We start from the raw sequence: 25,126 nt of genomic DNA on the forward strand, positions 1-25,126 counted from the left end.
AAAATTAGGTATTTTTACAATACTGATTCTACAGTTAATTGTAGAATCTTCAACGAAAATACTTAACTATGTTTTCAAAAGCTAAAAAAACCGAAAGAATTGACGCTGAGCAGCGTGAGCAATATGAATACGCACGTAAGCGCATTGCACAGAAAAAAAGTTTAATGAGGCATTTCATCCTCTTTTTAGTAGGATCTGTGCTACTTATTATTATCAACCCACTTTTGGGGTATGGCAATGATTTTTTTATAAAAGATTGGTTTATTTGGGCGATTTTAATTTGGACATTTATATTTTTAATCCATCTTTTTAATGTTTTTGTGATGAATAAATTCATGGATAAAGAATGGGAAGACCGCCAATTGGAAAAGCTTAAAGCAAGACAAGCCGAACGAATTGCACAATTACAACAAAAAGTTGACAATGAATTACAATTACCTACAACACCAACAAATACTACAAAAAGCAACGAACTTAATAACCCTTTACCCCCAGATGTAGAATGATTACAATGATTGCCGCCGCTGGCGAAAACAATGAATTAGGCAAGGACAATGATTTGTTATGGCATTTGCCAGACGATTTTAAACGTTTTAAGCAACTTACAACAGGCCACCATATAATTATGGGGAGGAAGACTTTTGAAAGCTTCCCACGGCCACTCCCCAACAGAACGCATATTATAATTACCCGCAATAAAACGTACAAAAAAGGGGACATCCTGATTGCTCACGCAATGGAAGAAGCATTGCAATTAGCAGCTAAGGCCCCCCATCCTTTTATAATTGGGGGCGGCGAAATTTACAAAATGGGCCTCCCCATTGCTGATAAGATTGAACTTACTCGGGTTCATAGTACATTTGAGGAGGCTGATACTTTTTTTCCTGAATTTTCTAAGGAAGAATGGCAGCTTATTTCAGAAACAACGCATGAAAAAGACGATAAACACAACTATAGTTTCACTTACGAAACATGGATTCGCAAATAAAAAATAATTTTTCTTAAAAAAACATAGCATGAAAGCATATATATTCCCAGGTCAGGGTGCACAATTTACAGGAATGGGTAAAGACCTATATGAAAACTCTTCAAAGGCAAAAGAATTATTTCAAGAAGCAAATGAAGTTTTAAGCTTTGATATTACCAAAATAATGTTTGAAGGTACCGCTGACGAATTGAAGGAAACCAAAGTTACACAACCTGCAATATTTTTACATTCCACCATTTTAGCTGAAGTAATGGGTAGCAAATTTCAGCCAGCTATGGTTGCAGGACATTCATTAGGAGAAATTTCTGCTTTGGTTGCAAATAGAACACTCGCCTTTAGTGATGGATTGCAGTTGGTATACAAACGTGCCTTAGCCATGCAAAAAGCGTGCGAGGTAACTCCTTCAACAATGGCAGCAGTATTAGGCTTAGACGATCATTTAGTAGAAGCAATCTGTGCTGACACCCCAGGAATTGTGGTAGCTGCAAATTATAATTGTCCAGGACAACTTGTAATTTCTGGTGCAACTGAAGCCGTTGGCAAAGCCTGTGAAAACTTAAAAGAAGCTGGAGCGCGTCGCGCATTAATATTACCTGTTGGCGGGGCATTTCACAGCCCTTTAATGGAGCCAGCACGAGAAGAATTAGCCGCTGCCATTGAAGCTACGCAATTTTCAGAACCTGCGTGTCCAATATACCAAAACGTATCTACCTTTGCAGTAACAGCCCCTTCTGAAATAAAGAAAAACCTAATTTTTCAACTTACCGCCCCCGTTAAATGGACGCAAAGCATCCAAAATATGATAAAGGACGGTGCTACTAAATTCATTGAAGTTGGTCCAGGAAATGTTTTGCAAGGATTGGTGAAAAAGATTGATAATACTGTGGAAACTGAAAAAGCAGAGCTTTAAAAATTAATTCAAAAAAAAGCCGAATGATAATTATCATTCGGCTTTTTTAGTTTTATACCTGTTCTTTATGCACTTATCGCGCAATCCTCACAATCTTTCACCTCTCCATAATAGGTTTCTCGGTATTTGTGAAGGGTTTTAAAAGGAACATTTAAAAATGTTTTTTTAATGTAGATCACACTTGTAGTGAACATACCCATTTTTTCTGTAAATCGTTTTTCTGTTTTTGTTTGTCGTTTCACTGAAACTAACTTCATCATTGTTTTTTTGACCCCCTTTGGCCCCTAAAACATAGTTTTATAAAGCGAAAGTACAGAGTACTATTAGCGTGCAAAGAAACAAAGGATTAAAGCCAATACCAAATATTTTACGTTAAACATGGGTTAAACCCAAAATATTAAAAAATAGCATCAGATTTTATTAAACTGATTATCAATCAATACCACGCACTTTTTGCTCCCATTTCCATGCAGACAGCAAAGCTTCCTCCATCGTTTTTTCAGTCTTCCACCCTAAAATTTCATTTGCTTTCTTGGTATCTGCATACACTGAAATCACATCGCCTACACGACGCCCTACTTTTTTATAATTTAATTTTTGTCCCGTTGTTTTTTCAAAAGAATTTACAACTTCAAGAACAGAACTACCTCTCCCTGTACCAAGGTTAAAAACCTCGTAGTTATGGTTATCAACAGCAGGAGTATTTTTAGAAAGTAATCGTTGCAATGCAACAACATGTGCTCTTGCCAAATCTACAACATGAATATAATCGCGGATACAACTACCGTCTTCCGTTGGATAATCAGTTCCAAAAATAGAAAGCTCTTTTCGAACTCCAGCTGCCGTTTGTGTAATAAAAGGCACTAAATTTTGAGGAACCCCAGCTGGAAGCTCTCCTATTTCAGCAGTTTCATGTGCGCCAATCGGGTTGAAATAACGCAATGCAATCGCCATTAATTCTGAAACAGAACAGGTATCCTTTAATATTTCTTCACTGATTTGCTTGGTATTTCCATAGGGCGAAGTAGCTATTTTTATTTGTGCATCTTCGGTTATAGGAAGTGAATCTGGTTCGCCATACACAGTACATGAAGAGCTAAAAATAAAATTGTTAATTCCATAGGCATTACATTCTTGAAGCAGATAAATAAGCGTATTTAAATTGTTTTCGTAATACAATAACGGGTTTTCAACACTTTCTCCAACAGCTTTGCTAGCCGCAAAGTGAATTATTCCTTCAATATCTTTATTTCTTTTAAAAAAATCTGAAACGTCTGCTTTTAGACGAAGATCTAATCTTTCAAAGCGGGGGGGTGTTTTAGAAATATTGGTAATTCCTTCCAAAACATCTATTGACGAGTTAGAAAGATTATCAACAATAATAACCTGAAAATCTGATTTTTGTAGTTCAACAACAGTGTGGGAACCAATATAGCCCAAACCGCCAGTAACGAGTATTTTTTTCATTATTTAGCAACAAAATTTATAATAGTTTGGGTGATGAAATCTATTTGTTCATCATCCAACTCGGTATGCATTGGGAGCGAAATCACTTCTTTTACCAATTGATTTGTAACCGCAAAATCTGCTTCCTTATAGCGTTCATCTTTATAAGCTTTTTGAAGATGTAATGGAATCGGGTAATAAACACCACAAGGGATTCCATTAGCATTCAAATGTTTTACTAAAGCATCGCGATCTGTGTTAATAATTTTTAGGGTGTATTGGTGAAAAACATGGGTTTTTTCCTCCTCATTCTTATTAGCATCAAATCCCCCTGGTGCAATTATATTTTCAATCCCTTTAAATGCTGCTGTATATTTGCCTGCAGCCTTAATTCTGGCAAGATTATAACTATCTAAATGCGGGAGTTTTGCCCTAAGAACCGCTGCTTGAATAGAATCTAACCTACTGTTTACGCCTACCACATCATGATGATAGCGCTCATACATACCGTGATTTACAATACCGCGAATAGTATGTGCCAAGGCATCATTATTAGTGAAAATTGCACCACCATCACCATAGCATCCTAAGTTTTTAGATGGAAAAAAAGAAGTAGAAGCTACGTGACCAATGGTTCCAGCTTTTTTCTTGACACCATCTTTTGAAAGATAATCCGCGCCGATAGCTTGTGCATTATCTTCAATTACATATAGATTATGTTCCTCTGCAATAGCCATAATTGCATCCATATTTGCCGTAAGGCCAAAAAGATGCACAGGAACAATTGCTTTTGTTTTTGGAGTAATTGCTTTTTTTATTGCTGCTACATCTATGTTAAAGTTGACTGGATCAACATCTACCAAAACGGGCGTTAATTGCAAAAGCGCAATAACTTCAACAGTAGCAGCAAAGGTAAAATCTGCAGTAATAACTTCATCACCTGGCTTTAAATCGAGCCCCATCATCGCTATTTGAAGTGCATCCGTACCATTTGCACACGGTATAACATGTTTTACATTGAGATATTCTTCAAGCTCCTTTTGAAATTCGTGGACCTCAGGACCGTTTACAAAAGCTGTGGTTTCAATAACATTCATGATAGAACTATCCACACGCTCTTTTATATTTTTATATTGACCTTTAAGGTCGACCATTTGAATTTTTTTCATCTGTATGAAATAATATTTAGTTCTGTAAAATTACGAAAATGATATTTGTTATTTTGGAGCTACACTATATTTTGAAAGTATTCTTACAACATAAAATTCCAAACGATATAAGCTAGTGAATGTTTTTATCTCAAATAACTTATTTCTGAATACTGACCGTTGAATTTAGTATTTTTGCTATTCATGCATACCATCTATAATATTTTAGTTCATTTAACCTCCTTCGGTTTGGGGATTGTGGCCTTGTTCAACAAAAAAATGAAACTATTTGTTGCTGGAAGAAAAGATATATTTAAAATACTTCAACAAAAAATAAAAGAGGGAGACAAAACTATTTGGTTTCACTGCGCTTCCTTAGGAGAATTTGAACAAGGTGTGCCCATTATTGAAGCGATTAAAAAAATAAAACCAGATCATAAAATTGTAATTAGTTTTTTTTCACCCTCTGGTTATGAAATAAAAAAAAATACGCATTTGGCTGATGCAGTTGTTTACTTACCTCTTGACACCCCTAAAAACGCAAAAAAGTTCCTTGAATTACTTCAGCCTTCATTTGCTTTTTTTGTGAAATATGAATTTTGGCCTAATTATCTTTTTGAACTTCAAAAGAAAAATATCCCTACACTTTTAATTTCTGGCGTATTTCGTGAAAATCAACTATTCTTTAAAAGGTATGGTGGGTTTATGCGAAAAGCCTTATACGCTTTTAATCACTTTTTTGTGCAGGAAGAAAACTCTAAAACACTCATAAAAAGCATTGGATTTACTAATGTTACTATAAGTGGCGATACACGTTTTGACCGGGTTTCTCATCAAATAGAAATGGATAATACATTAAGTTTTGCCAAAGAATTTATAGGTGATTCACTTTGTATTGTTTGTGGAAGTACGTGGGCTGAAGACGAAGCAGTGCTTTTAAATTATATAAATTCATCTGCTGAAAATGTAAAATTTATAATCGCGCCACATAAAATTGAACCCGATAAAATTGAAGATTTTAAAAATAAAATCAATAAAAAAACCATACTTCACTCCAACAAAGATGAGGTAAATATTTCTGAATATTCTGTGCTACTTATCGACTGCATTGGGCTATTAAGTAAACTTTATAGCTATGCTGATATTGCGTATGTGGGCGGTGCGATGGGAAAAACAGGCCTACATAATATATTGGAACCAGCTACTTTTGGTGTTCCAATTATTATTGGAGCGCATTACGATAAATTCCCCGAAGCAATTCGTCTCCGCGAACTGGCGGGTTTATTTTCTATAGAAAGCAGTCAAGAAGCATCTGAAATACTCGAAAAATTGGTTAAAGACACCAACTTTAGAAATAAAACTGGAATGATTGCAGGTCATTATATAAATAAAAATACGGGTGCCTCCCAAATTATTATAACACACTTCAATTCTCTCAATTAAGTTCGTTTTTATGATAAAAACCTATTTTTATCGCCAAAATCATAAATATTAATATTTAGTTCACACTTTTTAATAAACAATTATTAATACCTCGGGTTTTTATGAAGTAGCTTTGTTTAAGTATTAAACACTAACTTAAATTTAAAAACTATGAAAAAGTTAACAATGATTGCCTTATTTACAGGACTAATTACAGTCTCACTTTCTTCGTGTAGAGATAAAAAAGACATGACAGAAGTTGAAGAAACTGTACAAGAAATGCAAGATAAAGGTGCTGATATAGATATTAGCGAGGACGGAGATAAAATAAAAATGGAAACCGAAGACGAAAAAGTTAAAATAAAAACTGACGAGGACGGTGATACCAAGATAAAACAAAAAGAAACTGACTAATCTAATATTTATTTAAAATAAAACAAACACCAATGGATGCTTTAAAAAGCATCCATTTTTTATTTCAAGCTACTTATCTGCCCTTTCAAATCGTCCATTGACTGTTGTAATTGACGAAGAAGACTATTCTCTGAAGGATCATCTACCCCAAAAGTTAGTTTGCTATTCACATGCCATAATTCTTGGATATCATTCACTTTTATATCAATAGGCATGTATTGGTCATTCAAAGAGACAAGCTTCACTAAATGTGGGTTATTTGGAATCTTTTGAAGTTTTTTAACTAAAACAGAATCTCTTAATACCACAATATAAATTTTACTGTCAGTTGCCTCCAGAATACTTGGCACTGCGCGCCCCAAAACCCATTCATTAGGCTTTAAATTAGGCAACATACTATCGCCCTCTACCTGAAAACCACGATAGGAAGCGTTTCTATATTCTGGTAAAGGAATATTAAAAGCTGGCAGGGTTTGATACCAACCCATATCGTGAATGTTATTTGGATATCCGGCAGCAGCTTTTTGGTTAACGAGTAAAATACTTTCCTCCCCAGTAGGATTTATAGTTACAATTTTTGGACTAACGTCTCCACGAGAGGTATCAATATTTTTTTCATAACTTTTCCCATAAAGCCATAACGGATTTATATTAAATTGAGCCATTAGCTCCATTACAATTTTACCTGTTATCTTCGTTTTTCCTCTTTCAATATCTGCGGTAGTGGCACCAATATTCAATAATTCAGCAAAAGATAGCTGTGTATGCCTCAGCTCTTCTCGGATTTTTTTAAAGCGTTGTGCTTCAATAGGTAGTTGTGATTTCATATACAAATATAAAATATTTTGGAAAATATCCAATCAAAAAGACGGTGTCGCATTGTGTTTTTTGGAATATTTCCGAAAATTTAGGCGGTTATTAAAAAATTTAATATATTTAGTATGTAAAAAATTTAACCAAAAGTAGAAAAAACGCCAAAATTCAGACTAGACAACTTATTTCAAGACAATCAAATAGCCTTAAAAAAGAAGAATTATCAGCTTATATATAAATAATTAGTATTGTATTTGAAATAATTATCGTAAAAAAAATTTTGAATCAAAAAATTAATTACTTTTGCCCACTATTAATCACTAATCTATTCAACATGAAAAAAGTATTTTTATCACTTGCCGCTCTTGCATTAGTTGCTTCTGTTTACTCTTGCAGAGATACAAAAGAAGGAACAATCGAAGATTCAGCTGAAACTATGCAGACTGAAGCAGAAAACGTTATAGACGAAGCTGGCGATGCTATTGACAACGCTGCTGACGCTACTGAAGACGCTTTAGAAGACGCTGGCGATGCTGTTGAGAACGCAGCTGAAGACACTAAAGAAGCTGTTAAAGACGCAACTGACGGTCAATAAGCAATAATTTTGCTAAAACTTATAAAGCCCTTTCAACTTTGAAAGGGCTTTTTTTGTTTTGTTTTTTAAATTTAAAGTATAAAAATCGTGTAACAACCGTTATACTTTTTCATATAAACCAGACTTGAATATCTAAAGATATTTTAGATTAATTACAATTTTCAAGTTTTGATTTTAGTCTTAAAATTTCCCTATCTCGAACGTGAACTTTGTATTCAAGATTTAAAATTCTGTCTTTTAATTGACGGTCTGTCTTCGGTGTTTTTACTGTTCCGCAACCACTAATTACAATTGCGACTACTAAAATTGTTAGTATCGTTTTCAAGTACATTAAATTTTATTAAGAGCATTAAACATAGATGAGGGTAACAACTCTCTCTTTTTAAAATATTGAGTTGCTATTTTTTGAAAACTACTAATACTACTTATCATCACTTCGATGATAGCTGTTAGTACACTTAGTGATAAAATTAAATAAACGATTGATTCCATAATTTAGCTAATAATTTAGAATCAAATCTATGAAAGAATAGCTAAAGCTTTTTATGGTTTTCCGTAAGAAAGAAAATAAAAATGGCGATTTTGATAAAAAAGGAACTCTTTTTTAAATTACTGACTAAATAGTAAATAAAAAAACCTTAACAATCTAATAAATAGAAAGTTAAGGTTTTAATAAGTACTGATGGCGGGACTTGAACCCGCACGACCAGATGGTCACAGGATTTTAAGTCCGGCGTGTCTACCAATTCCACCACATCAGCATTTAGACTGCTTTTTAAAACAGTACAGAGGTTGTCTTTATACAACCTGGACTTAACAAAAATGTCGAATTAAAGCGACATATTAGTTGCGCGAAAAACGGCCCCGATGCTTCGGGGGAACCCGTAACTCATACTCAGAGCGAAAAACGGGATTCGAACCCGCGACCTCCACCTTGGCAAGGTGGCGCTCTACCAGCTGAGCTATTTTCGCAGAATATTTAAATGAACGTTGCTTCATATTCAAAGCGGGAGCAAATTTAAAAATTTTACTCCAAAAGCAAAGTGTTTTTAGAGAAATTATTATCTAATTTTATTTTTTCAATTTAACCGCAGCATTTCGCTGTAGCATTCTTCTAATTTCATTGAGCTTCATCAAGGCCTCTACTGGCGTAAGTGTATCAATATCAATATCTAATATTTCTTCACGGAGTTCTTCTAACAACGGATCGTCCAGTTTAAAAAAGCTTAATTGCAGCTCTTCTTTTGAAATTTCTTTCATTTTTTCTGTCAATTCTTCAGAAGCATGGCTTTTTTCGAGCCTTTTCAAGATTTTATTTGCCCGTTTAAGCACCGCTTGTGGCATTCCTGCCATTTTCGCCACGTGAATTCCAAAACTGTGATGACTTCCTCCAGGCACTAATTTTCGAAGAAAAAGGACAGTATCTTTTAATTCTTTCACAGAAACATTATAGTTTTTTATACGGGGAAATGTTTCTGTCATTTCATTTAATTCGTGGTAGTGAGTCGCAAAAAGAGTTTTTCCACGTGAAGGGTGTTCATGCAAATATTCACTAATTGCCCAAGCAATTGAAATTCCATCATAGGTACTTGTACCACGTCCTATTTCATCTAAAAGAATTAAACTTCGCTCTGAAAGATTATTCAAAATACTCGCAGTTTCATTCATTTCTACCATAAAAGTCGATTCGCCCATCGAAATATTATCACTCGCCCCAACACGCGTAAAGATTTTATCTACACAACCCATTCTAGCCGCAGTAGCTGGCACAAAACTCCCCATCTGTGCTAAGAGCACAATTAAGGCTGTCTGTCTAAGAATAGCCGATTTACCACTCATATTGGGGCCGGTAATCATGATTATTTGTTGGTTTTCACGATCTAGAAAAACATCATTCGCTATATATGGCGAATCTGGCGGTAATTGTTTTTCAATAACGGGGTGACGCCCTTCTTTTATATCCAAATCAAAACTATCGTCCAAAAGCGGCCGCGTATAATTAGCCGCTTTGGCCTGTATCGCAAAAGAACACAGACAATCCATTTGTGCAATCAAAGCTGCATTTTGCTGAACCGAATCAATAAATTGAAGCATCCATGCTACCAATTTTGAGAATATTTCCTGCTCTAACGCCAAGATTTTTTCTTCTGCACCTAGAATTTTGGTTTCGTATTCTTTTAGTTCTTCCGTAATATATCGTTCTGCATTTACCAACGTTTGCTTTCGAATCCACTCTGGTGGAACTTTATCTTTATGTGTATTACGGACTTCTATATAATACCCAAAAACGTTATTTGAAGCTATTTTAAGTGACGAAATACCTGTGCGTTTGGTTTCGCGCGCCAGCATTTCATCTAAATACTCCTTGCCATTTGCTGAAATATTCCGAAGCTCATCTAAAGTTTCAGAAAAACCTTCGGCTATAGAATTTCCTTTTAGGATATTCACGGGAGCTTCTTCAAATAAGGTTTCTTTTATTTTCTTTCGAAGTAATTCACAATCGTGCAATTGCGCTCCAATTATTTTGAGCGATTCATTTTTAGAGTTTAAAGCCAATGCCTTTATAGGAACCACCGCTTCCAATGAATTTTTTAGCTGAATAAGCTCGCGCGGATTCACTTTCCCTGTTGCCACTTTTGAAATAAGTCGTTCCAAATCGCCAATACGCTTGGTATATTGTTGCGTTTTTTCTAAAATATCTGGGGTGTCAAGTAAATAACGCACTACGTCGTGACGGCGATTTATCTTTTCAGCATTTTTAAGCGGCAATGCCATCCATCGTTTTAAAAGCCTTCCGCCCATTGGCGAAATTGTTTTATCGATAACATCTAAAAGCGTAATGGCATTTTGTGCATTAGAATGATATAATTCTAAATTGCGAATGGTAAAACGATCCATCCAAACGTATTCATCTTCAGCAAGACGTGATAAACGTGAAATATGTTGAAGCTTTGTATGTCGTGTTTCGCTTAAATAATGAAGCGCCGCGCCGGCAGCAATAACACCGGCTTCCAAATGGGCTACGCCAAAACCTTTTAAATTTTTTACATCAAAGTGCTTTGTAAGTGTTTCAAAGGAATAATCTGCTTGAAAAATCCAATCTTCTAAATGAAATATATGGTATTCATTACCAAAGGTTTCAGAAAAAATCTTACGCTTCTGTTTTGAAAAAAGCACTTCGGAAGGATTAAAATTCTGAAGCAGTTTATCCACATACTCCGCGGAACCTTCCGAAACTAAAAATTCACCTGTAGAAACATCCAAAAAGGAAATGCCCAAATTTTTAGAACCAAAATGAACCGCTGCCAAAAAATTATTTGATTTCGATTTTAAAATATCATCATTAAAGGCAACACCAGGAGTAACCAATTCTGTAACACCACGTTTTACTATGGTTTTAGTGGCTTTTGGATCTTCCAGCTGGTCGCAAATCGCAACACGACAACCCGCCATAACCAGTTTTGGCAAATAGGTATTTAGGGAGTGATGCGGAAAACCAGCAAGCTCCACGTTATCGCCCCCGTTATTTCTAGCAGTAAGTGTTATGCTTAAAATTCCTGCGGCACGAACGGCATCTTCCCCAAAAGTTTCGTAAAAGTCGCCCACACGAAACAGCAACAAAGCATCTGGATACTTTGCTTTAATCGTGTTGTACTGCTTCATTAATGGGGTTTCCTTCTTCGCCATAAATCAAAAATATTCTTGAACCGATAAATGTAACCAAAATGCTGTTTTCTTTAAAATGAAGTGATTGTGAATTATTTTGTTTTATCAACAATTCTATTTCATCATTATCACATTTACCTATAACTTTGCCTTCTTATGAAATACCGAAAACTAAAAAACAGCGAATTAGACCGTATTAACCCAGAAGAATATAAAGCTTCGGAAAAAACGCCCCTAATAATTATTCTTGATAACATTAGGAGCCTAAACAATATAGGCTCTGTTTTTCGTACTGCTGATGCTTTTTTAGTAAAGAAAATCTACCTCTGTGGCATTACCGCACAACCACCGCATAAAGACATTCAAAAAACTGCCTTAGGCGCTACAGAGAGTGTAAGCTGGGAATATGCTGAAAATACGGTTAACCTAGTTTCAAAACTACAAAGCGAAGGGGTTTTTGTCGTTTCTATTGAACAGGCAGAACTTGCTGTAAACTTAAATGATTTTTCGACTCAGAAAGAAGTGACCTACGCCATCGTTTTTGGCAATGAGGTAAAAGGCGTCCAACAAAAAGTAGTTACTGCAAGTGATGCGGTTATTGAAATTCCACAATTTGGCACCAAACATTCGTTAAATATTTCGGTAAGCGTAGGTGTTGTTGTTTGGGATTTATTTGTAAAGCTAAAGAGATTTGGTTGATGGTTGATGGTTGATGGTTGATGAAAAAAACAAAGGAATCAATTAAAAACCATATACTCCTTTTCCTTAGTATTTCTGCTTTATGCTCTTTAAAAAAGCTTGTTTGTCAATGATTCCAAATGAATAAGCACAATGCTAAATACCCCAAGAACAATGGCGAATTTTAGAATATTGTGTAAAATTATATAATGAATTTTATTTTTTGAATACCATAAAACAGTAAGAAAGACTGCCAAGCCAGCGATACTCGCATAAAAATAATAGTCCATATAGCCTATTTCCTCATTAAATCTTGTAATCAGTAAAAAAACAGGCACCAATGTTAAAACACTAATAAAAGTCAACATTTTTTTTGAGGTTTTTTCTCCATACACCACCGGAATAGTTTTATAACCATGCGTTAAATCGCCTTTTATGTTTTCCAGGTCTTTTACCAATTCGCGCATTGAAATAAGCAAAAACAGAAAGGTAGCGTGTACAAAAATTACTACATCAAAATTACCATAGTGTACAAAAACAGCGAAAAAAGGAACCACCGCTAATATTGCCGCAGTCATATTACCTATAAATGGGTATTTTTTAAGTTTATGCGAATAAAACCAAAGCATAAATATATACACAGAGAAAAACAAAACTGCTCTAAAAGAAACATAACTCGCAAAAAAAACAGAAAGAAAATTAAGTATAAAATAGGCTGATAGCTTTGTGCGCTGGCTAACAAGTTTATCCAACATTGTTTTACGAGGCCTGTTTATCAAATCTTTTTCACTGTCGTAAAAACTATTAATAATATATCCACTTGCAATTGCAGAAGACGATGCAAGCACCAACATAAGCAAGTTTATATCGAATAAAACTTCACGAACAGGCAATTCTGGCGCAAAAATGTATATACTAGTAAGGTATTGTGCAATTACAATGATTAAAATATTGTAGCCACGGACCACAGAAAACAAGCTGAAAAACTTAAGAAAAAAGTGTTTTTGTTTTCGGGTAAACATAGTATTAAAATTGAGAAAAACTGAAAGAAATCTTCAGTCAGACACTCTAAAAGTTATAAACTACTTCCAGCTTATAATCTTTCAGTGCTTTACGCGCTTCATCGATATTCTCTGTAAACCCCAGCATATAACCTCCTCCACCAGAGCCACAAAGTTTAAGGTAGTAGGCATTACTATCAATTCCATTTTTCCAAAGTTTATGAAATTGCGCAGGAATCATAGGTTTAAAATTATCTAAAACTACTTTCGAAAGCTGCTTAATATTCCCAAAAAGTGACTTTACATCGCCTTGAAGAAAATCTTCCACACAGGCATCGGTATGTTTTACAAACTGATTTTTTAGCATATTCCGAAACCCTTCTTGTTTCATATTTTCCATAAAAATCTGAACCATTGGCGCGGTTTCACCAGTGCTTCCACTATCCAATAAAAACACCGCACCTTTACCATTTTCGGTTTGAGAAGGAATGCCAGCAGGTTCAATATTATCTTTAGAGTTAATGAGTATTGGAAGACTTAAATAACTGTTCAAGGGGTCGAGGCCTGAAGATTTTCCGTGAAAAAAAGATTCCATAGCTGCGAAAATAGTTTTTAAACTAAGCAATTTTTCACGTGTAAGATTTTCAAGAACGGTAATTTTATCAGTCGCATATTTATCATAAATAGCAGCAACCAAAGCGCCGCTACTACCAACACCATACCCTTGTGGAATGCTACTGTCAAAATACAAGCCATTTGCTACATCGGCTTGCAGGCTTTCCATATCAAAAGAAACAATTTTCGGCTTCTCACTTTGGAGATTCTCTAAATAGGAAGCAAATCTTTTAAGACTTTCATTTGATTTGTGTGTAGCGATAGTATGATGAACATCTATTTTTAGCGCCCCGTTATAAAAATTATAAGGAATAGAAAGACCTTTAGAATCTTTAATAATTCCATATTCACCGAAAAGTAAAATTTTTGAGTAAAAAAGGGGGCCGCGCATATACTATTTAATTGTATCTATAAAAGTACAGATTTTTAGCTAAAATAAATGTAATTAGGCACAAAGATAACGGTTTTCCATCTTATATAATCAGAAAATTTTGTGAAGAAATGTTCTGACACACAATTTAATGCCTTTTTTTAATTAAGTCGTTTCTATTAAAATGATGAAAAATCTAATTTGAAATTTTATGAGCACCTAAACCAACTTCATCAGTAATAAACTCTTTATTTTTACAGAAACCAGAAAGCTCTCTATCTATAAACTCCAAAATTATTTCTTTTTCAACTTCTGGATAGAGTACATGAACATTTGCACCAGCATCTAATGTAAAACAAATGGCACTCCCTGTTTCTTTACGAAATTTCCAAATACGATTGAGGATTTCTAAGGTATTTGGTTTCATTAATATAAAATACGGTATCGAAGTCATCATCATTGCGTGAAGGGCCAATGCTTCGCTTTCCACAATTTTTATAAATTCAGAAAGCGTACCGTTTTTAAAAACTGGAATCAGTTTTGAAAGATTATCCTTAGCCTGCTGAAACCGTTGCTTTGCAAATACATGATTGTGCATTAAATCGTGCCCAACAGTACTACTAACCTGCTTTTCCCCTTTGTCAACCAACAAAATAGTATCTTGATATTTTTTGAAGTTATCGTGTAATTCAAAAGGATATGGTGTTCCAAAAAGATTAGTACTCCCTTCAATTTTAGGATGTTCGCCCCATACTATTAAAGGCCCTTCGATACTTCTACATGCACTCCCTGACCCAAGTCTGGCAAGAAAAGATGCTTTTTCAATAAAATAATCGTCTGTAATTTCTGGCTTCATCTGGCGCTCCAAATCCATTAAACACAAAGCCAAAGCACTCATTCCACTCGCGGAAGAAGCAATACCACTGCTGTGCGGAAAACTGTTAGAGGTTTCAATTTTAAACCTATACATTTTCAAAAAGGGCAAATAGCTTTCAATGCGCTCAAAAAACGTACTAATTTTTGGCTTAAAACTTTCTTCACTCTTTCCGTCAAGATAAACTTCAAAGTCAAATTTTTCATGGCTTGATGTTTTAGCAAGCAAAAGCTTTTCAAAAGAAAGCGTTGTTCTGGTGTTGCAGTTTTTCAATGTAAAACTAACAGAAGAATTCATTGGTAATTGCGCGCCATACTTTCCCCAGTATTTTACCAAAGCAATATTACTTGGTGATTGCCAAGTAATGGTTCCAGAAGTTAGATTGTGATCATATTTGGATGCAAGAAAACGATGTTCAGCCATAAGGTATAATAGAGTTACAAATTTAAACACTTTTATGTAATGGCATCGACTATTTAAAAATTGATTCGTCCTTCATTAAAACATCAAAAAAAATTAATAGGGTTAACCACTAAAGTAACCTCATACAATAGCCTGATGTTTGTAACTGAATTTAAAAACCCAAATTAAAATGAAAAAAATATTCTTAACATCGTTCGTGTTTTTAATGGCTGTTATGTTTGTATCAGCCCAAGTATCTATTAACCTACCGTATTCAAGATCTATTGAATATAGCAATGACTCTTGGGGAAAATGGCCTGCAAACTGGGAATCTCAACAAGAATTGAATGGCTTTATTCCAATTTTTACTATAAAGCAAATCAACCTGGGCACTTTTGAAGTATCCCTATATGAAGGTGGCTCTGCTAGCGGTATTTTCACAGAAACGATACACTACGATCCAGCAGAAACAAAAAGAGTACGCAGAATAAGTGATGACGATAATATAACAGTCTATAAGTATTACGAATCAGACAATTACCTCTGGACAGAAAATGTAACAATGCCACAAATTGTGAGTAACAAGGCTAATTGGACTTCTAAAGCAAATTCTAGAATCTATATATGGTATAACGATCTAGGTAGTGCGTATTTATACAAACACAACAAGTAGCCAGAAGAAAAAGACGTAAAGCCCTAGAATGTATGTCTTAAAAAACAGGGCTTACCAAATACTGATTTACGTTTTTTAATATTCAATAAATAATTAGTGATTAAACAAATTTCAATAAAATGAAAAAACTTATAATTTCTTGTATCATAATAATGTGTACTACAATGGTGACCGCACAAGTACGTGTTGATTTGCCATACTCTAGATCTATTGAGCTTAAAAATGGAAAGTGGGAAAGCTGGCCGTCAAAATGGGAATCTGAAAAAGAGGTATACGGCACTATTCCAGCTTTAACTGTAAAACATATTAGCGGAGGCACCTATGAAATAAAGCTATATGAAGGTGGCGACATGTACACAGATAGAGTAACTTATGATGCTGCAGAAACAGAATCAAAACGCAAACAATCCTCCAATAACAATTTAACAGTGTATAGGTATGCGAATTCTAAAAATTATTTATGGACAGAGAATATAAACCTAAAACAAATTACCAACAGTCCTCATCTCTGGAAGTCTACTACTAAAGCACAAATATACTTGTGGGAACACGACATAGGAAACGCTATTGTTTATACAGCAAGCACAGTGACAATGGCGCCTAAAAATTATAAAATTAGTTTTAAGGCAACCCAAAAATACATAAAAGGAACCTGGGCAGCTTGGAGCCCTTGGCAAACTATGGCTAGTAACACCTATTTTCAGTTAAATATGTTAAAAGAAAATAGCGAGTATAATTTTAAGTATTACGAAGGCGGTAAATTGGTGAAAAACTATAACATTACTTACGATAGCGACCGAACCAAGACCGTGAGAGAAGATACTAAAAACGCTACAGCGTATAAAATTAACGGTAGTACTAACGAATATATTTACCTGTTAAACACCGCTATGAGTAGCATTATGAAGAATCCAGATAAATGGTCTCAAGAAAAAGACGCTGTTATTCTTATATCAGATATCAACAAAACTAGTATGCAAACACGAATTAAGTAAAAATTAATTCTGTAGCTGCTATTACATGATTTATACTAATTAATAAAAAAATGAAAAACATGAAACAACAAATATTCACATTCGTATTCATCCTTGCGGCAACCATTACTGGGTATAGCCAATTTGATGACAAAGGTTATAAAGGCTTAAAATTAGGGATGACTTATGAAGAAGCATCAAATATAGCAGAAATAGATATTGCCCAAGATGATACCGCTATAACTCTCTATGATAATCTTAAATTCGATTTAACTTTCGCTTCCAACAGTAATGACGAGTATGTTCTATTCACTATGAAAACTAGTTATAAGGATGCAAAATTAGATGGTGTAAGTCAAAACCTTATTGGGAAAACTCTATCGGAAGTAAAAGCAATTCTCGGCGATAAACTAGCTCCGTTTGAAGATGCTGGTCCGGGTAGCCCTTATCATATTTATTATAAAAATAAGTCTGCCAAAACTAATTACGATTCTAGCTGTATGCTTGAATTTAATAACGCTGGTGAGCTTATTTCAATTATGGCTGGTTTCAATCCTTAATATAAATACTAAAGTTTTAAAGAATTATGAAAGCAATTCAAATAAATCATAAAATGAAAAGCATAAATAAATTAATGTACGCATTATTATTTATGGTAAGTATTTCAGGGTACGGACAGTTTAATGATAAAGGTTACAAAGATTTGAATGTAGGTATGTCCTATTTAGAAGCAGAAAAAATCATACCAATAGATCTTGCAGAAGACGATACTGTAATGGTTAACTATGACAATATTGAATTGGAATTAAATTTTGCTTATGACAGTAATGGCAATTACTATTTATACATTATAAGATGCACTCATAAGGATGTTAAATTAGAAGGTGTAAGCCAAAAGGTTATGGGAAAGACCTTAAGTGAAGTAAAGGCAGTTCTTGGTGATAAATTAGCGCCTTATGAAGATGGTGGCCCAGAAAGTCGATACCGTATCTATTATAAAGATTCAGCTGCTAAAACCAATTACGAGTCTAGTTGTGTACTTGTATTTGACCAATCTGGTGTGCTTACTTCAATTTTAACTAGTTGCAATCCTTAAAACAAATACCAGGTGTTCAGCAAGAGTTCTGAAATTGACTTCAAGAAGACCTATCATAAATTTATACTTCATTAAGATGAAAAAACCAATTCTATTTATAGTACTTCTTTTATTTTTCAAACTGGGTTTTTCTCAAGAATTGAATAAGGAGGATTTAGAGAATGTAAAAATACTTGTTGACTGTATTAAAAGTAATAATATAGAGAAACTGAAAACTCTAATTGTTTATCCTTTAAAAAGAAAGACACCTCTTTTAGACATTAAAAACGAATTTGATTTTAAGAAACGATATCATGAAATTTTTGATGACAGTTTAAAATCTTTAATTATTTCATCAAATATTAAAACAGATTGGTCCTCGGTTGGTTCTAAAGGAATCATGTTTAACATAGGAGAATTGTGGCTTAACTCTAACGGAAAACTCATAGCTGTAAACTATGAATCAGATTTTGAATACAATAAAAAAATTGAACTCATTGAAAGAAAGAAAAAATCAATTCACGAAAGTTTAAAAAATTTTAAAGAGCCTATTATAATCATAGAGACTAAAAAATTTAAAGTTAGAATAGATATGTTAGAAGATTTTACATATAGATATGCTTCTTGGTCTATAGATTCTGAAATGAGTGAGCAACCTAATTTGATAGTCAAAAACGGAACTTTGATTCCTGACGGTAGCGGAGGAAATCACCGCTATGAATTTATCAATGGTAGCTATACATATACCTGTATTGTAAATGTGATAGGAGCCTATGACACACCATCAGCAGCGTTGATTGTCTATCAAAATGATAAGATCATTTTAAATCAAGCAGGGCAAATAATAAAAAAATAAAAGTACATCACAACTAGTAAAATAATTGCTATTTAGTGTTTAGTATAAGTGAGTTGCCTGTTTGTAAGGTCTGAATTTTCGAAGGAGAATTTTCGTATGCAAACTTAATTCCGTTTCAAATGAATAGAAGATGCAAAAGATATGTATAATGCTTTAGGTTATTGGGGAGAATACTCCTCTTAGTGTACATCTAAAGGATTTAGAAAAAGCCAATATCATGAATATAAATATATAAGTATTTTAATAGGTGCGCGTTATAGAAACTTTATATCTAAAACAAAAAATCCAAATGAAAAAAGTATACACAGTAGTTTGTCTACTAATGCTAATGTCTTGTAAAAACGTTAAGCAAAATAGTGAAGCTCGAATTGAAACCGATAAAATTCCATCTGTTATTGTTGGTGGAGATAAAGATGAACATGGTTGCATTGGTTCGGCAGGATATACATGGAGTGAAAATAAAAATGAATGCATTAGAATTTGGGAGCTAGGAATAAGACTAGAAATGTTAGAGAATAAAGAACAAAGTGCTTATGTTGTTTTTAATAAAGATAAATCTAAAGTTGAGGTTTATTTTTCTAATAAAAAAGGTAGCTTGATTTTACCATTAAATGGTGAAAATTACGAGTCAGAACAATATAGTTATAATGCAAATGATCAAGCTATAAGTATAAAAGGAGTTGTTAAATATCGATAATAAAGAAAAAAGCTATATCTAACCACATTTTTAAAAAATAACAAGTTTTTGTTTGTGTATAAATCGCATGTTTAACTAGTTGAAACCCTATAATCTATCTTGTGTTTTGTGCTGTATTTAGCATATTAAAATGTTATCCAGAATATGGCTCAGCTGCGATATACTGGTGAAATTAGATAGTATGCATCACATCATTAATTTGCGTATAAGTTGGTAGTGATTAAGAACTAAATGTAATTAAATTTTATATTTGAAAAATATCCAAATTTGTAAAAAAAGGATTGTTAAAATAGATAAGTCCCCCTAAATGAAACACCTCACTTCCTTATTTCTGATTGCAGCAATTTGTTTGTTAACTTATAGCTGCAATACTTTTTCAGAAAAAGAATCGCCTAAAGAGTTAGATAAAGATTTGGAAGCGTATCGGCATACACTTCCTGCCTATCAATGGTTAGAAAATGGAGCCAACTATAGCAATAAAGTTTACCAAGACAGTGCTTTTTATCACTTTAATCATCAACTAGAAAATAAAAACTACGAGGAGGCTGCTATCTATTTAATAGCCTATGGCAACGCCTTGGATAGAAACATACATTTTGACAGACTTTATTTTAATAGCTGTCGCAATTTTTACAATTCTCATAAAGACAAAATTAGTAGCGAATCTCAAAGTTACTTGTGTTATTATCTAGGGGCTCAAAGTTACTTTAATCACGACTTAGACCCCAGTTTTGAATGGTTTAAAAAGGGTATAGCGTTAAAACCTAAATCAAAATCGCACAAACAAATTGTAGGGTTTACAAACTTTGCGCTAGCACAAAACTATTCGCTTCTCAGAGATTTTGAAAACACTGAAAAACATCTCATTGCAGCCTTACGCATATTTGAAGAAATAGGAGATGTTAAAAATCAGGGCACTGTTTATCTATTGTTACACGATATTTTTGTAAAAACTTCCGCCTTAGCCGAGGCAGAGAAGAACCTTGAAAAAGGCTTGCAAATAGTTAAAAAACAAGGAAGCAAATCACTTACTTTTTCGGCCTATTCGCTATATGTAAATTTCAACATCGCAAAAGCTGATACTTTAGGCGCTATAAAATATATTGATTCTATGGCGATTCAAGCCAAAACATATCCCGAAATTAACAACTATCACAAGGCAGTATTAAACCAGCTTTTAGCCTTTAAACACATTGCTCAAAGAGAGGATAAAGAAGCTTTGGATTATTTAAAAATCGCAAGGGAAATGACAGACCAAAGCAACAGTCTCGATTTGCAAATGCGAACGCTCTTTCAAGAAATAATGTATGCCGAAATTTTTGATAAGCCTTTAAAAAATCCTGAAGAAGCAGAAGCATTCTATAATGAAATTGCCGCAGAGGAAGAGCCTAATATACAATTTATGACCCAATTGGGAAGTGGATTACACACGTATTACTCTAAGAAAGGCGACTATAAAAAAGCAAATACCTACGCTAGCTTTATATTAAGAAATCAAGACAAAGAATCGAAAGCGCTTATAAATGGTAAGTTGTTTGAGTTGGAACGTAAATTTAAAACCGAACAAAAAGAGAAAAAAATATTACTACAAGAAAAACAATTACAATCGCAAAAGGAGTTGATTGTTACCTTGGGAGTAGGGGCTGTATTTTTGATATTGCTTTTTGTAATACTAATAATCTGGAACAAAAACAGAAGCATTGTAAGAGAGAAATTATTGGCCGAAAACTTCACTTCGCTCTTGTTAAGTAAAACAGAAGAGGAACGCAAACGCATAGCGTCCGATTTGCACGATAGTGTAAGCAACGAACTGGTTAATTTACGCCACGCCCTTGAAAGCAACAGTTCTAAATTCAGCGCGAAAATAGACACCATTCTTGAAGAGGTTCGCAATATTAGCCGAAATCTCAGTCCTACACTTTTTGATAAATTAGGATTAAAACTAAGCATAGAACAATTGACAGATCGTGCGCAAAACCAGCATCGTTTTTTACTTACTTCAGAGGTAGATTACAATGGCGATCTAAGTAATACCGTAGAGTTGCAGTTATTCCGAATAATACAAGAAGCAACCACAAACATGATGAAACATGCTGAAGCATTGGCTGGAAAAATAACCATTACCGAAGATGCAAAATTTGTATATGCCGAAATTAAAGACAACGGAAAAGGATTTGACGCAGATAGTATGTTAAAAAAAGGCAACTGCTTCGGCTTATTAAACATCACCGAACGCACCAAATTTATTAATGGAACGGTTCGCTTTAAATCAACTAACACCGGAACGGTAATTAATATTACAATTCCAAAATAAAAATTTCAGGTTATGTACTTTGTAATTGCAGACGACTTTCCCCTTTCCCTTCTAGGCACACAAGTTTTACTTGAAGGGATGGGGCATGTTGTTTTAGAAAGTCATAATAACGGACAAGAGGCTTGGCTGGCAATTAAAAAGTTAAAGCCAGAATTTGCAATTCTCGATATAAGCATGCCCGATATGGATGGCTTGGAGATAGCCGAAAATATAAGGTTGTATCAAATTCCTACTAAGATTATCCTGCTAACATCTCACAAAGAAAAAAGCATTTTCAAGAAAGCTGAATCGCTTAAAATTAATGCCTATTTATTAAAGCAAAACGCTTTAGACGAATTAAAGAGCTGTATTAATTATTTACAAAAAAATGAAGTCTATTATAGCCACAGAATAAAGCTAGATATTGAAACCGATATTGACTATTTAAAAGGCGAAGCATTAGGCAAATTAACTTTTTCTGAAAAGAAGGTTTTCGAATTAATAGTAGCACAAAAAACCACCAAGGAGATTGCCAATATGCTTTTTTTATCTGAAAAAACCATCGAAGCTCAGAGAGCCTCAATTATAAGAAAATTGGGTATAGAATCTGATAAAAATGCACTTTTGAAATATGCGGTTAAATTTTGGAAGCCGGAGTAATAGTGTGATTAATTAGAAAGTCCAACTAATAATTTGCCCAAACCAAACAACTTTTCCGCCATTTGAAGAAGCTTTTCATAGCTACTTTTGAAAAATAATACTGTGTTATTATTTCTCATTATGAAAAAGTCACCTCTTGCCACCACTCAATTTAAAAATGTTACAAGTTTTCAAGACCTAGTAAATACACCTTTTCAAGGAAATATTAATGCGTTGTGCTGGAAACGTACATTAATAGGTGATTTTTCTGAAATTGCTAATAAACTAATCTGTACCGGAACTTTGGCGACAGTTAGTATTGAGGAATTGCTCACACTTCAACTGAGTGAACAAGGCAAACTTGCGCGTGAAACATTGTTACATGACATGAAACTGTTGGAAGCCTATGGTGCAGCTCCAATTCTAAATGTAATTGAGAACTATGAGCGTGATGAAGATCTGCCTTGGTTTCCAACAGATGTTTATTCCTTTCATGTAGATCGGTCTCCTATAGCCACCGATACATTTTTATGCACCTATTACGGTGCTGCAAGTGATATTCTTCCAAATAACCAGGCAGCCCAAAAAATACTTGTCCCCGAAATACGTACAGCGCTCAAAAAATTGTACCAAGGAGAAGAAGGCACAGGCTTTGAAGCCTTTTTAAATGAATATTTTTTCGACCTACACTACCAAGCAAAACCAAATGCACAGCCAATTAATTTAGAGGTAGGCAATTTATGGCGTTTGGCTGTAGACCATCCTGAAAGTAAAGTGCTTCCCTGTGTGCATCGCGCCCCTAAAGAAAAAGCTGGTGAGCGACGTTTGTTACTAATTTGTTGATGTCTATTAGGCCAATAAGAAATTATAAAAGATAGCTGAAATAAAAAAATCGCCTGAGGAAATCCCCCAGACGATTTTAGTCATACAACAATTAACTATTATGAAACTATTCTTTTAAAAGTCGTTTTGTAATCTGTCCGTTTTTTCCGATAATTTTAATGTAGTAGGTTGCGGCTTCAAGTTGATCCACATATATCGGTTTACTGCTTCCCATTCCAAGAAGATTTGTAGCTTGAACCAACCTTCCTCTCAAGTCGTAAATCTCTAATGTTTCCAACTCAATATGTTGCGGATTACTAATGTTCAGTATGTTTTTAGCAGGTACAGGATACATTGTTATGGTTCCAAAGTCTTGGTTGGTATCTCCAGCACCTAGTGTACTCGCTACGGTAAGTATAAATTCGCAAGTTCCCACATTTCCGTATTCGTCTGTTGCCGTTAAAGTAACAGTATACACCCCATCCGGAATCGGAGTGCCTGCTGCTGGGTTTTGACTCGTAGTGGTTATAGGATCGCTACAGTTGTCTACAGCTGTAGCTTCGCCAGTAGCAAAGTAATCTGGCACTGTATAAAACAAATTGCCTTGCCCGGGATCTACCGTTTGGTCTGCTGGGCAAGTTACCACTGGTGCAAGTAGGTCTACTACCGTTACCATGGCATTACATGTAGCTAGGTTGCCATTGTTATCCTGACTAAATACTTGTACCGTTACTGGGGTGCCTATGTCTGCACAACTAAACTCTGTAATGTCTACAGCTACTGTAAAGATACCACAGGCATCATCGTTGCTAGCTATTACATCACTCGGGTCTAGGGTTGCTGTTCCGTCTGCGCCAAGTTCAATAGTAAAATCTTGACAAATAAGCACAGGCGAGGTATTGTCTTCAATCGTTACCGTAGCGGTACATGTAGCGGAGTTTCCGTTAACATCGGTTACCGTTAGGGTTACTGTATTGTCTCCTATATTACTACAGTCAAAAGTAGCTATATCAAGATCGTAACTTGCAATGCCACAGGTATCGGCAGAGCCGTTGTCTATATCTGTTCCAAGGATAGTTACTGTTCCCGTTACTGGGTCTAGAGCTACAATTATATCCTGACAAGCTACCACAGGTGCCGTTACGTCTTCTACTGTTACAACAGCGATACAACTACTTGTATTTCCGTTAACATCGGTTACCGTTAAGGTTACGTTATTGTCTCCTACGTGGCTACAATCAAATGTGTCTTGGTCTATAGAAATACTAGCCACACCACATTGGTCTGTACTACCACCGTCTACATCGGCAGCTACTATACTAGCGTCTCCGTTGGCATCTAACTGTATCGTGATGTTTTGGCATACTGCAACTGGTGCTTCGTTATCGATTACTGTAACAGTATAGCTACAGCTACTCGTATTTCCATTTACATCTGTAGCAGTAAATTCTACAGTATTTACTCCTACCGGAAAGTGGCTACCACTTGCAAGCCCAGCCGTTTGCACAACACTGTTTATTCCACAATTATCTAAGGCAATAGGATCTGAAAAACTTACAGTAGCAAAGCAATTACCAGCATCTGTATTGGCAACAATATCTGATGGACATACTATTATCGGTGCTATATTGTCTTCTACTGTTACTATCGTAGTACAAGTAGCAATGTTTCCATTAACATCAGTCACCGTTAAGGTTACTGTGTTATCACCTATATTGCTACAATCAAAATCTGTTATGTCGATTGATGTACTTG

26 protein-coding genes and 2 tRNA genes are annotated in these 25,126 nt (G+C 34.7%); 16 read left to right on the forward strand and 12 right to left on the reverse strand.

What is annotated here, in order from left to right; genetic code table 11:
• Positions 1 to 68 precede the first annotated feature (68 nt).
• The 3 genes from ABJ955_RS03610 to fabD are packed head-to-tail and all read left to right on the forward strand — an operon-like array spanning position 69 to position 1,898.
• Complete coding sequence (locus ABJ955_RS03610; RefSeq protein WP_347373237.1) at positions 69 to 506, forward strand: 2TM domain-containing protein; 438 nt, start codon at positions 69 to 71, stop codon at positions 504 to 506.
• Entirely contained in the window at positions 503 to 988 is a 486-nt protein-coding gene (locus ABJ955_RS03615; protein ID WP_347373238.1) for a dihydrofolate reductase, read from the forward strand. Before ABJ955_RS03610 ends, ABJ955_RS03615 begins: the two co-directional genes overlap by 4 nt.
• A 28-nt stretch (positions 989 to 1,016) precedes the next feature.
• Positions 1,017 to 1,898: an ACP S-malonyltransferase gene (gene fabD / locus ABJ955_RS03620; RefSeq protein ID WP_347373239.1), complete on the forward strand. Its 882-nt coding sequence runs from the start codon at positions 1,017 to 1,019 to the stop codon at positions 1,896 to 1,898.
• A gap of 65 nt (positions 1,899 to 1,963) precedes the next feature.
• Here the strand turns inward: fabD and ABJ955_RS03625 are convergent, their stop codons facing one another.
• The 3 genes from ABJ955_RS03625 to ABJ955_RS03635 form a co-directional block, all read right to left on the reverse strand.
• On the reverse strand, positions 1,964 to 2,155 hold the full coding sequence (locus ABJ955_RS03625) for a hypothetical protein (protein ID WP_347374357.1): 192 nt from the start codon (positions 2,153 to 2,155) through the stop codon (positions 1,964 to 1,966).
• A 175-nt stretch (positions 2,156 to 2,330) separates the two neighbouring features.
• Entirely contained in the window at positions 2,331 to 3,365 is a 1,035-nt protein-coding gene (gene galE, locus ABJ955_RS03630) for a UDP-glucose 4-epimerase GalE (RefSeq protein WP_347373240.1), read from the reverse strand.
• On the reverse strand, positions 3,365 to 4,513 hold the full coding sequence (locus tag ABJ955_RS03635) for a DegT/DnrJ/EryC1/StrS family aminotransferase (protein WP_347373241.1): 1,149 nt from the start codon (positions 4,511 to 4,513) through the stop codon (positions 3,365 to 3,367). The genes galE and ABJ955_RS03635 overlap by 1 nt, the downstream gene beginning before the upstream one ends.
• A gap of 183 nt (positions 4,514 to 4,696) precedes the next feature.
• Here ABJ955_RS03635 and ABJ955_RS03640 point away from each other — a divergent pair, with 183 nt between their 5' ends.
• The gene (locus ABJ955_RS03640) at positions 4,697 to 5,935 is read left to right on the forward strand and encodes a glycosyltransferase N-terminal domain-containing protein (RefSeq protein ID WP_347373242.1); all 1,239 of its coding nucleotides are present in this window, start codon (positions 4,697 to 4,699) and stop codon (positions 5,933 to 5,935) included.
• A gap of 150 nt (positions 5,936 to 6,085) precedes the next feature.
• Positions 6,086 to 6,328 carry a hypothetical protein gene (locus tag ABJ955_RS03645; RefSeq protein WP_347373243.1) on the forward strand — a complete coding sequence of 81 codons (243 nt, stop codon included), beginning with the start codon at positions 6,086 to 6,088 and terminating at the stop codon, positions 6,326 to 6,328.
• 59 nt (positions 6,329 to 6,387) lie between these two features.
• Here ABJ955_RS03645 and ABJ955_RS03650 read toward each other — a convergent pair whose 3' ends face one another.
• Positions 6,388 to 7,155: a LexA family transcriptional regulator gene (locus ABJ955_RS03650; protein WP_347373244.1), complete on the reverse strand. Its 768-nt coding sequence runs from the start codon at positions 7,153 to 7,155 to the stop codon at positions 6,388 to 6,390.
• A gap of 320 nt (positions 7,156 to 7,475) precedes the next feature.
• On the opposite strand from ABJ955_RS03650, the gene ABJ955_RS03655 reads away from it, so the two are divergent.
• Positions 7,476 to 7,736, forward strand: a complete 261-nt coding sequence (locus ABJ955_RS03655) for a hypothetical protein (protein WP_347373245.1) — start codon at positions 7,476 to 7,478, stop codon at positions 7,734 to 7,736.
• A 148-nt stretch (positions 7,737 to 7,884) separates the two neighbouring features.
• Here ABJ955_RS03655 and ABJ955_RS03660 read toward each other — a convergent pair whose 3' ends face one another.
• The 4 genes from ABJ955_RS03660 to mutS all read right to left on the reverse strand — a co-directional run bounded on the left by ABJ955_RS03660 (position 7,885) and on the right by mutS (position 11,423).
• A complete protein-coding gene (locus ABJ955_RS03660) occupies positions 7,885 to 8,061 on the reverse strand; it encodes a hypothetical protein (protein ID WP_347373246.1) in 177 nt (58 codons plus the stop codon).
• A 352-nt stretch (positions 8,062 to 8,413) separates the two neighbouring features.
• Positions 8,414 to 8,497: transfer RNA gene (locus ABJ955_RS03665), tRNA-Leu, on the reverse strand.
• Between the two features lie 138 nt (positions 8,498 to 8,635).
• A tRNA-Gly gene (locus tag ABJ955_RS03670) sits at positions 8,636 to 8,708 on the reverse strand.
• A gap of 99 nt (positions 8,709 to 8,807) precedes the next feature.
• Complete coding sequence (gene mutS, locus ABJ955_RS03675; RefSeq protein WP_347373247.1) at positions 8,808 to 11,423, reverse strand: DNA mismatch repair protein MutS; 2,616 nt, start codon at positions 11,421 to 11,423, stop codon at positions 8,808 to 8,810.
• Between the two features lie 135 nt (positions 11,424 to 11,558).
• Between mutS and ABJ955_RS03680 the strand changes: the two genes are divergently transcribed.
• A complete protein-coding gene (locus ABJ955_RS03680; protein WP_347373248.1) occupies positions 11,559 to 12,101 on the forward strand; it encodes a TrmH family RNA methyltransferase in 543 nt (180 codons plus the stop codon).
• A gap of 89 nt (positions 12,102 to 12,190) precedes the next feature.
• Here the strand turns inward: ABJ955_RS03680 and ABJ955_RS03685 are convergent, their stop codons facing one another.
• From ABJ955_RS03685 to ABJ955_RS03695, 3 genes are all read right to left on the reverse strand, one after another.
• Complete coding sequence (locus ABJ955_RS03685; RefSeq protein ID WP_347373249.1) at positions 12,191 to 13,102, reverse strand: geranylgeranylglycerol-phosphate geranylgeranyltransferase; 912 nt, start codon at positions 13,100 to 13,102, stop codon at positions 12,191 to 12,193.
• Positions 13,103 to 13,148: 46 nt separating this feature from the next.
• Positions 13,149 to 14,087 carry a mevalonate kinase gene (locus ABJ955_RS03690; protein ID WP_347373250.1) on the reverse strand — a complete coding sequence of 313 codons (939 nt, stop codon included), beginning with the start codon at positions 14,085 to 14,087 and terminating at the stop codon, positions 13,149 to 13,151.
• A gap of 175 nt (positions 14,088 to 14,262) precedes the next feature.
• A complete protein-coding gene (locus ABJ955_RS03695; protein ID WP_347373251.1) occupies positions 14,263 to 15,363 on the reverse strand; it encodes a diphosphomevalonate decarboxylase in 1,101 nt (366 codons plus the stop codon).
• 169 nt (positions 15,364 to 15,532) lie between these two features.
• On the opposite strand from ABJ955_RS03695, the gene ABJ955_RS03700 reads away from it, so the two are divergent.
• From ABJ955_RS03700 to ABJ955_RS03740, 9 genes are all read left to right on the forward strand, one after another.
• Entirely contained in the window at positions 15,533 to 16,015 is a 483-nt protein-coding gene (locus tag ABJ955_RS03700) for a hypothetical protein (protein WP_347373252.1), read from the forward strand.
• A gap of 119 nt (positions 16,016 to 16,134) precedes the next feature.
• Positions 16,135 to 17,010, forward strand: a complete 876-nt coding sequence (locus tag ABJ955_RS03705) for a hypothetical protein (RefSeq protein WP_347373253.1) — start codon at positions 16,135 to 16,137, stop codon at positions 17,008 to 17,010.
• Positions 17,011 to 17,060: 50 nt separating this feature from the next.
• Positions 17,061 to 17,549, forward strand: coding sequence for a hypothetical protein (locus ABJ955_RS03710; protein ID WP_347373254.1), 489 nt, complete (start codon positions 17,061 to 17,063; stop codon positions 17,547 to 17,549).
• Positions 17,550 to 17,623: 74 nt separating this feature from the next.
• Complete coding sequence (locus ABJ955_RS03715; protein WP_347373255.1) at positions 17,624 to 18,085, forward strand: hypothetical protein; 462 nt, start codon at positions 17,624 to 17,626, stop codon at positions 18,083 to 18,085.
• Positions 18,086 to 18,161: 76 nt separating this feature from the next.
• Positions 18,162 to 18,920, forward strand: coding sequence for a hypothetical protein (locus tag ABJ955_RS03720; protein WP_347373256.1), 759 nt, complete (start codon positions 18,162 to 18,164; stop codon positions 18,918 to 18,920).
• A gap of 289 nt (positions 18,921 to 19,209) precedes the next feature.
• Positions 19,210 to 19,617 (forward strand): hypothetical protein, encoded by a 408-nt coding sequence (locus tag ABJ955_RS03725; RefSeq protein ID WP_347373257.1) that lies wholly within the window; start codon positions 19,210 to 19,212, stop codon positions 19,615 to 19,617.
• Positions 19,618 to 19,924: 307 nt separating this feature from the next.
• A complete protein-coding gene (locus ABJ955_RS03730) occupies positions 19,925 to 21,931 on the forward strand; it encodes a sensor histidine kinase (protein WP_347373258.1) in 2,007 nt (668 codons plus the stop codon).
• A gap of 12 nt (positions 21,932 to 21,943) precedes the next feature.
• Positions 21,944 to 22,570 (forward strand): response regulator transcription factor, encoded by a 627-nt coding sequence (locus tag ABJ955_RS03735; protein ID WP_347373259.1) that lies wholly within the window; start codon positions 21,944 to 21,946, stop codon positions 22,568 to 22,570.
• A gap of 120 nt (positions 22,571 to 22,690) precedes the next feature.
• Positions 22,691 to 23,392, forward strand: a complete 702-nt coding sequence (locus ABJ955_RS03740) for a hypothetical protein (protein WP_347373260.1) — start codon at positions 22,691 to 22,693, stop codon at positions 23,390 to 23,392.
• A 106-nt stretch (positions 23,393 to 23,498) separates the two neighbouring features.
• Here the strand turns inward: ABJ955_RS03740 and ABJ955_RS03745 are convergent.
• Positions 23,499 to 25,126: HYR domain-containing protein (locus tag ABJ955_RS03745; protein ID WP_347373261.1), on the reverse strand; the 1,628-nt coding region annotated here is incomplete at its 5' end.

This window comes from Aequorivita sp. Q41 (genome assembly GCF_039831855.1).
In the GTDB taxonomy this organism is placed as follows: domain Bacteria; phylum Bacteroidota; class Bacteroidia; order Flavobacteriales; family Flavobacteriaceae; genus Aequorivita.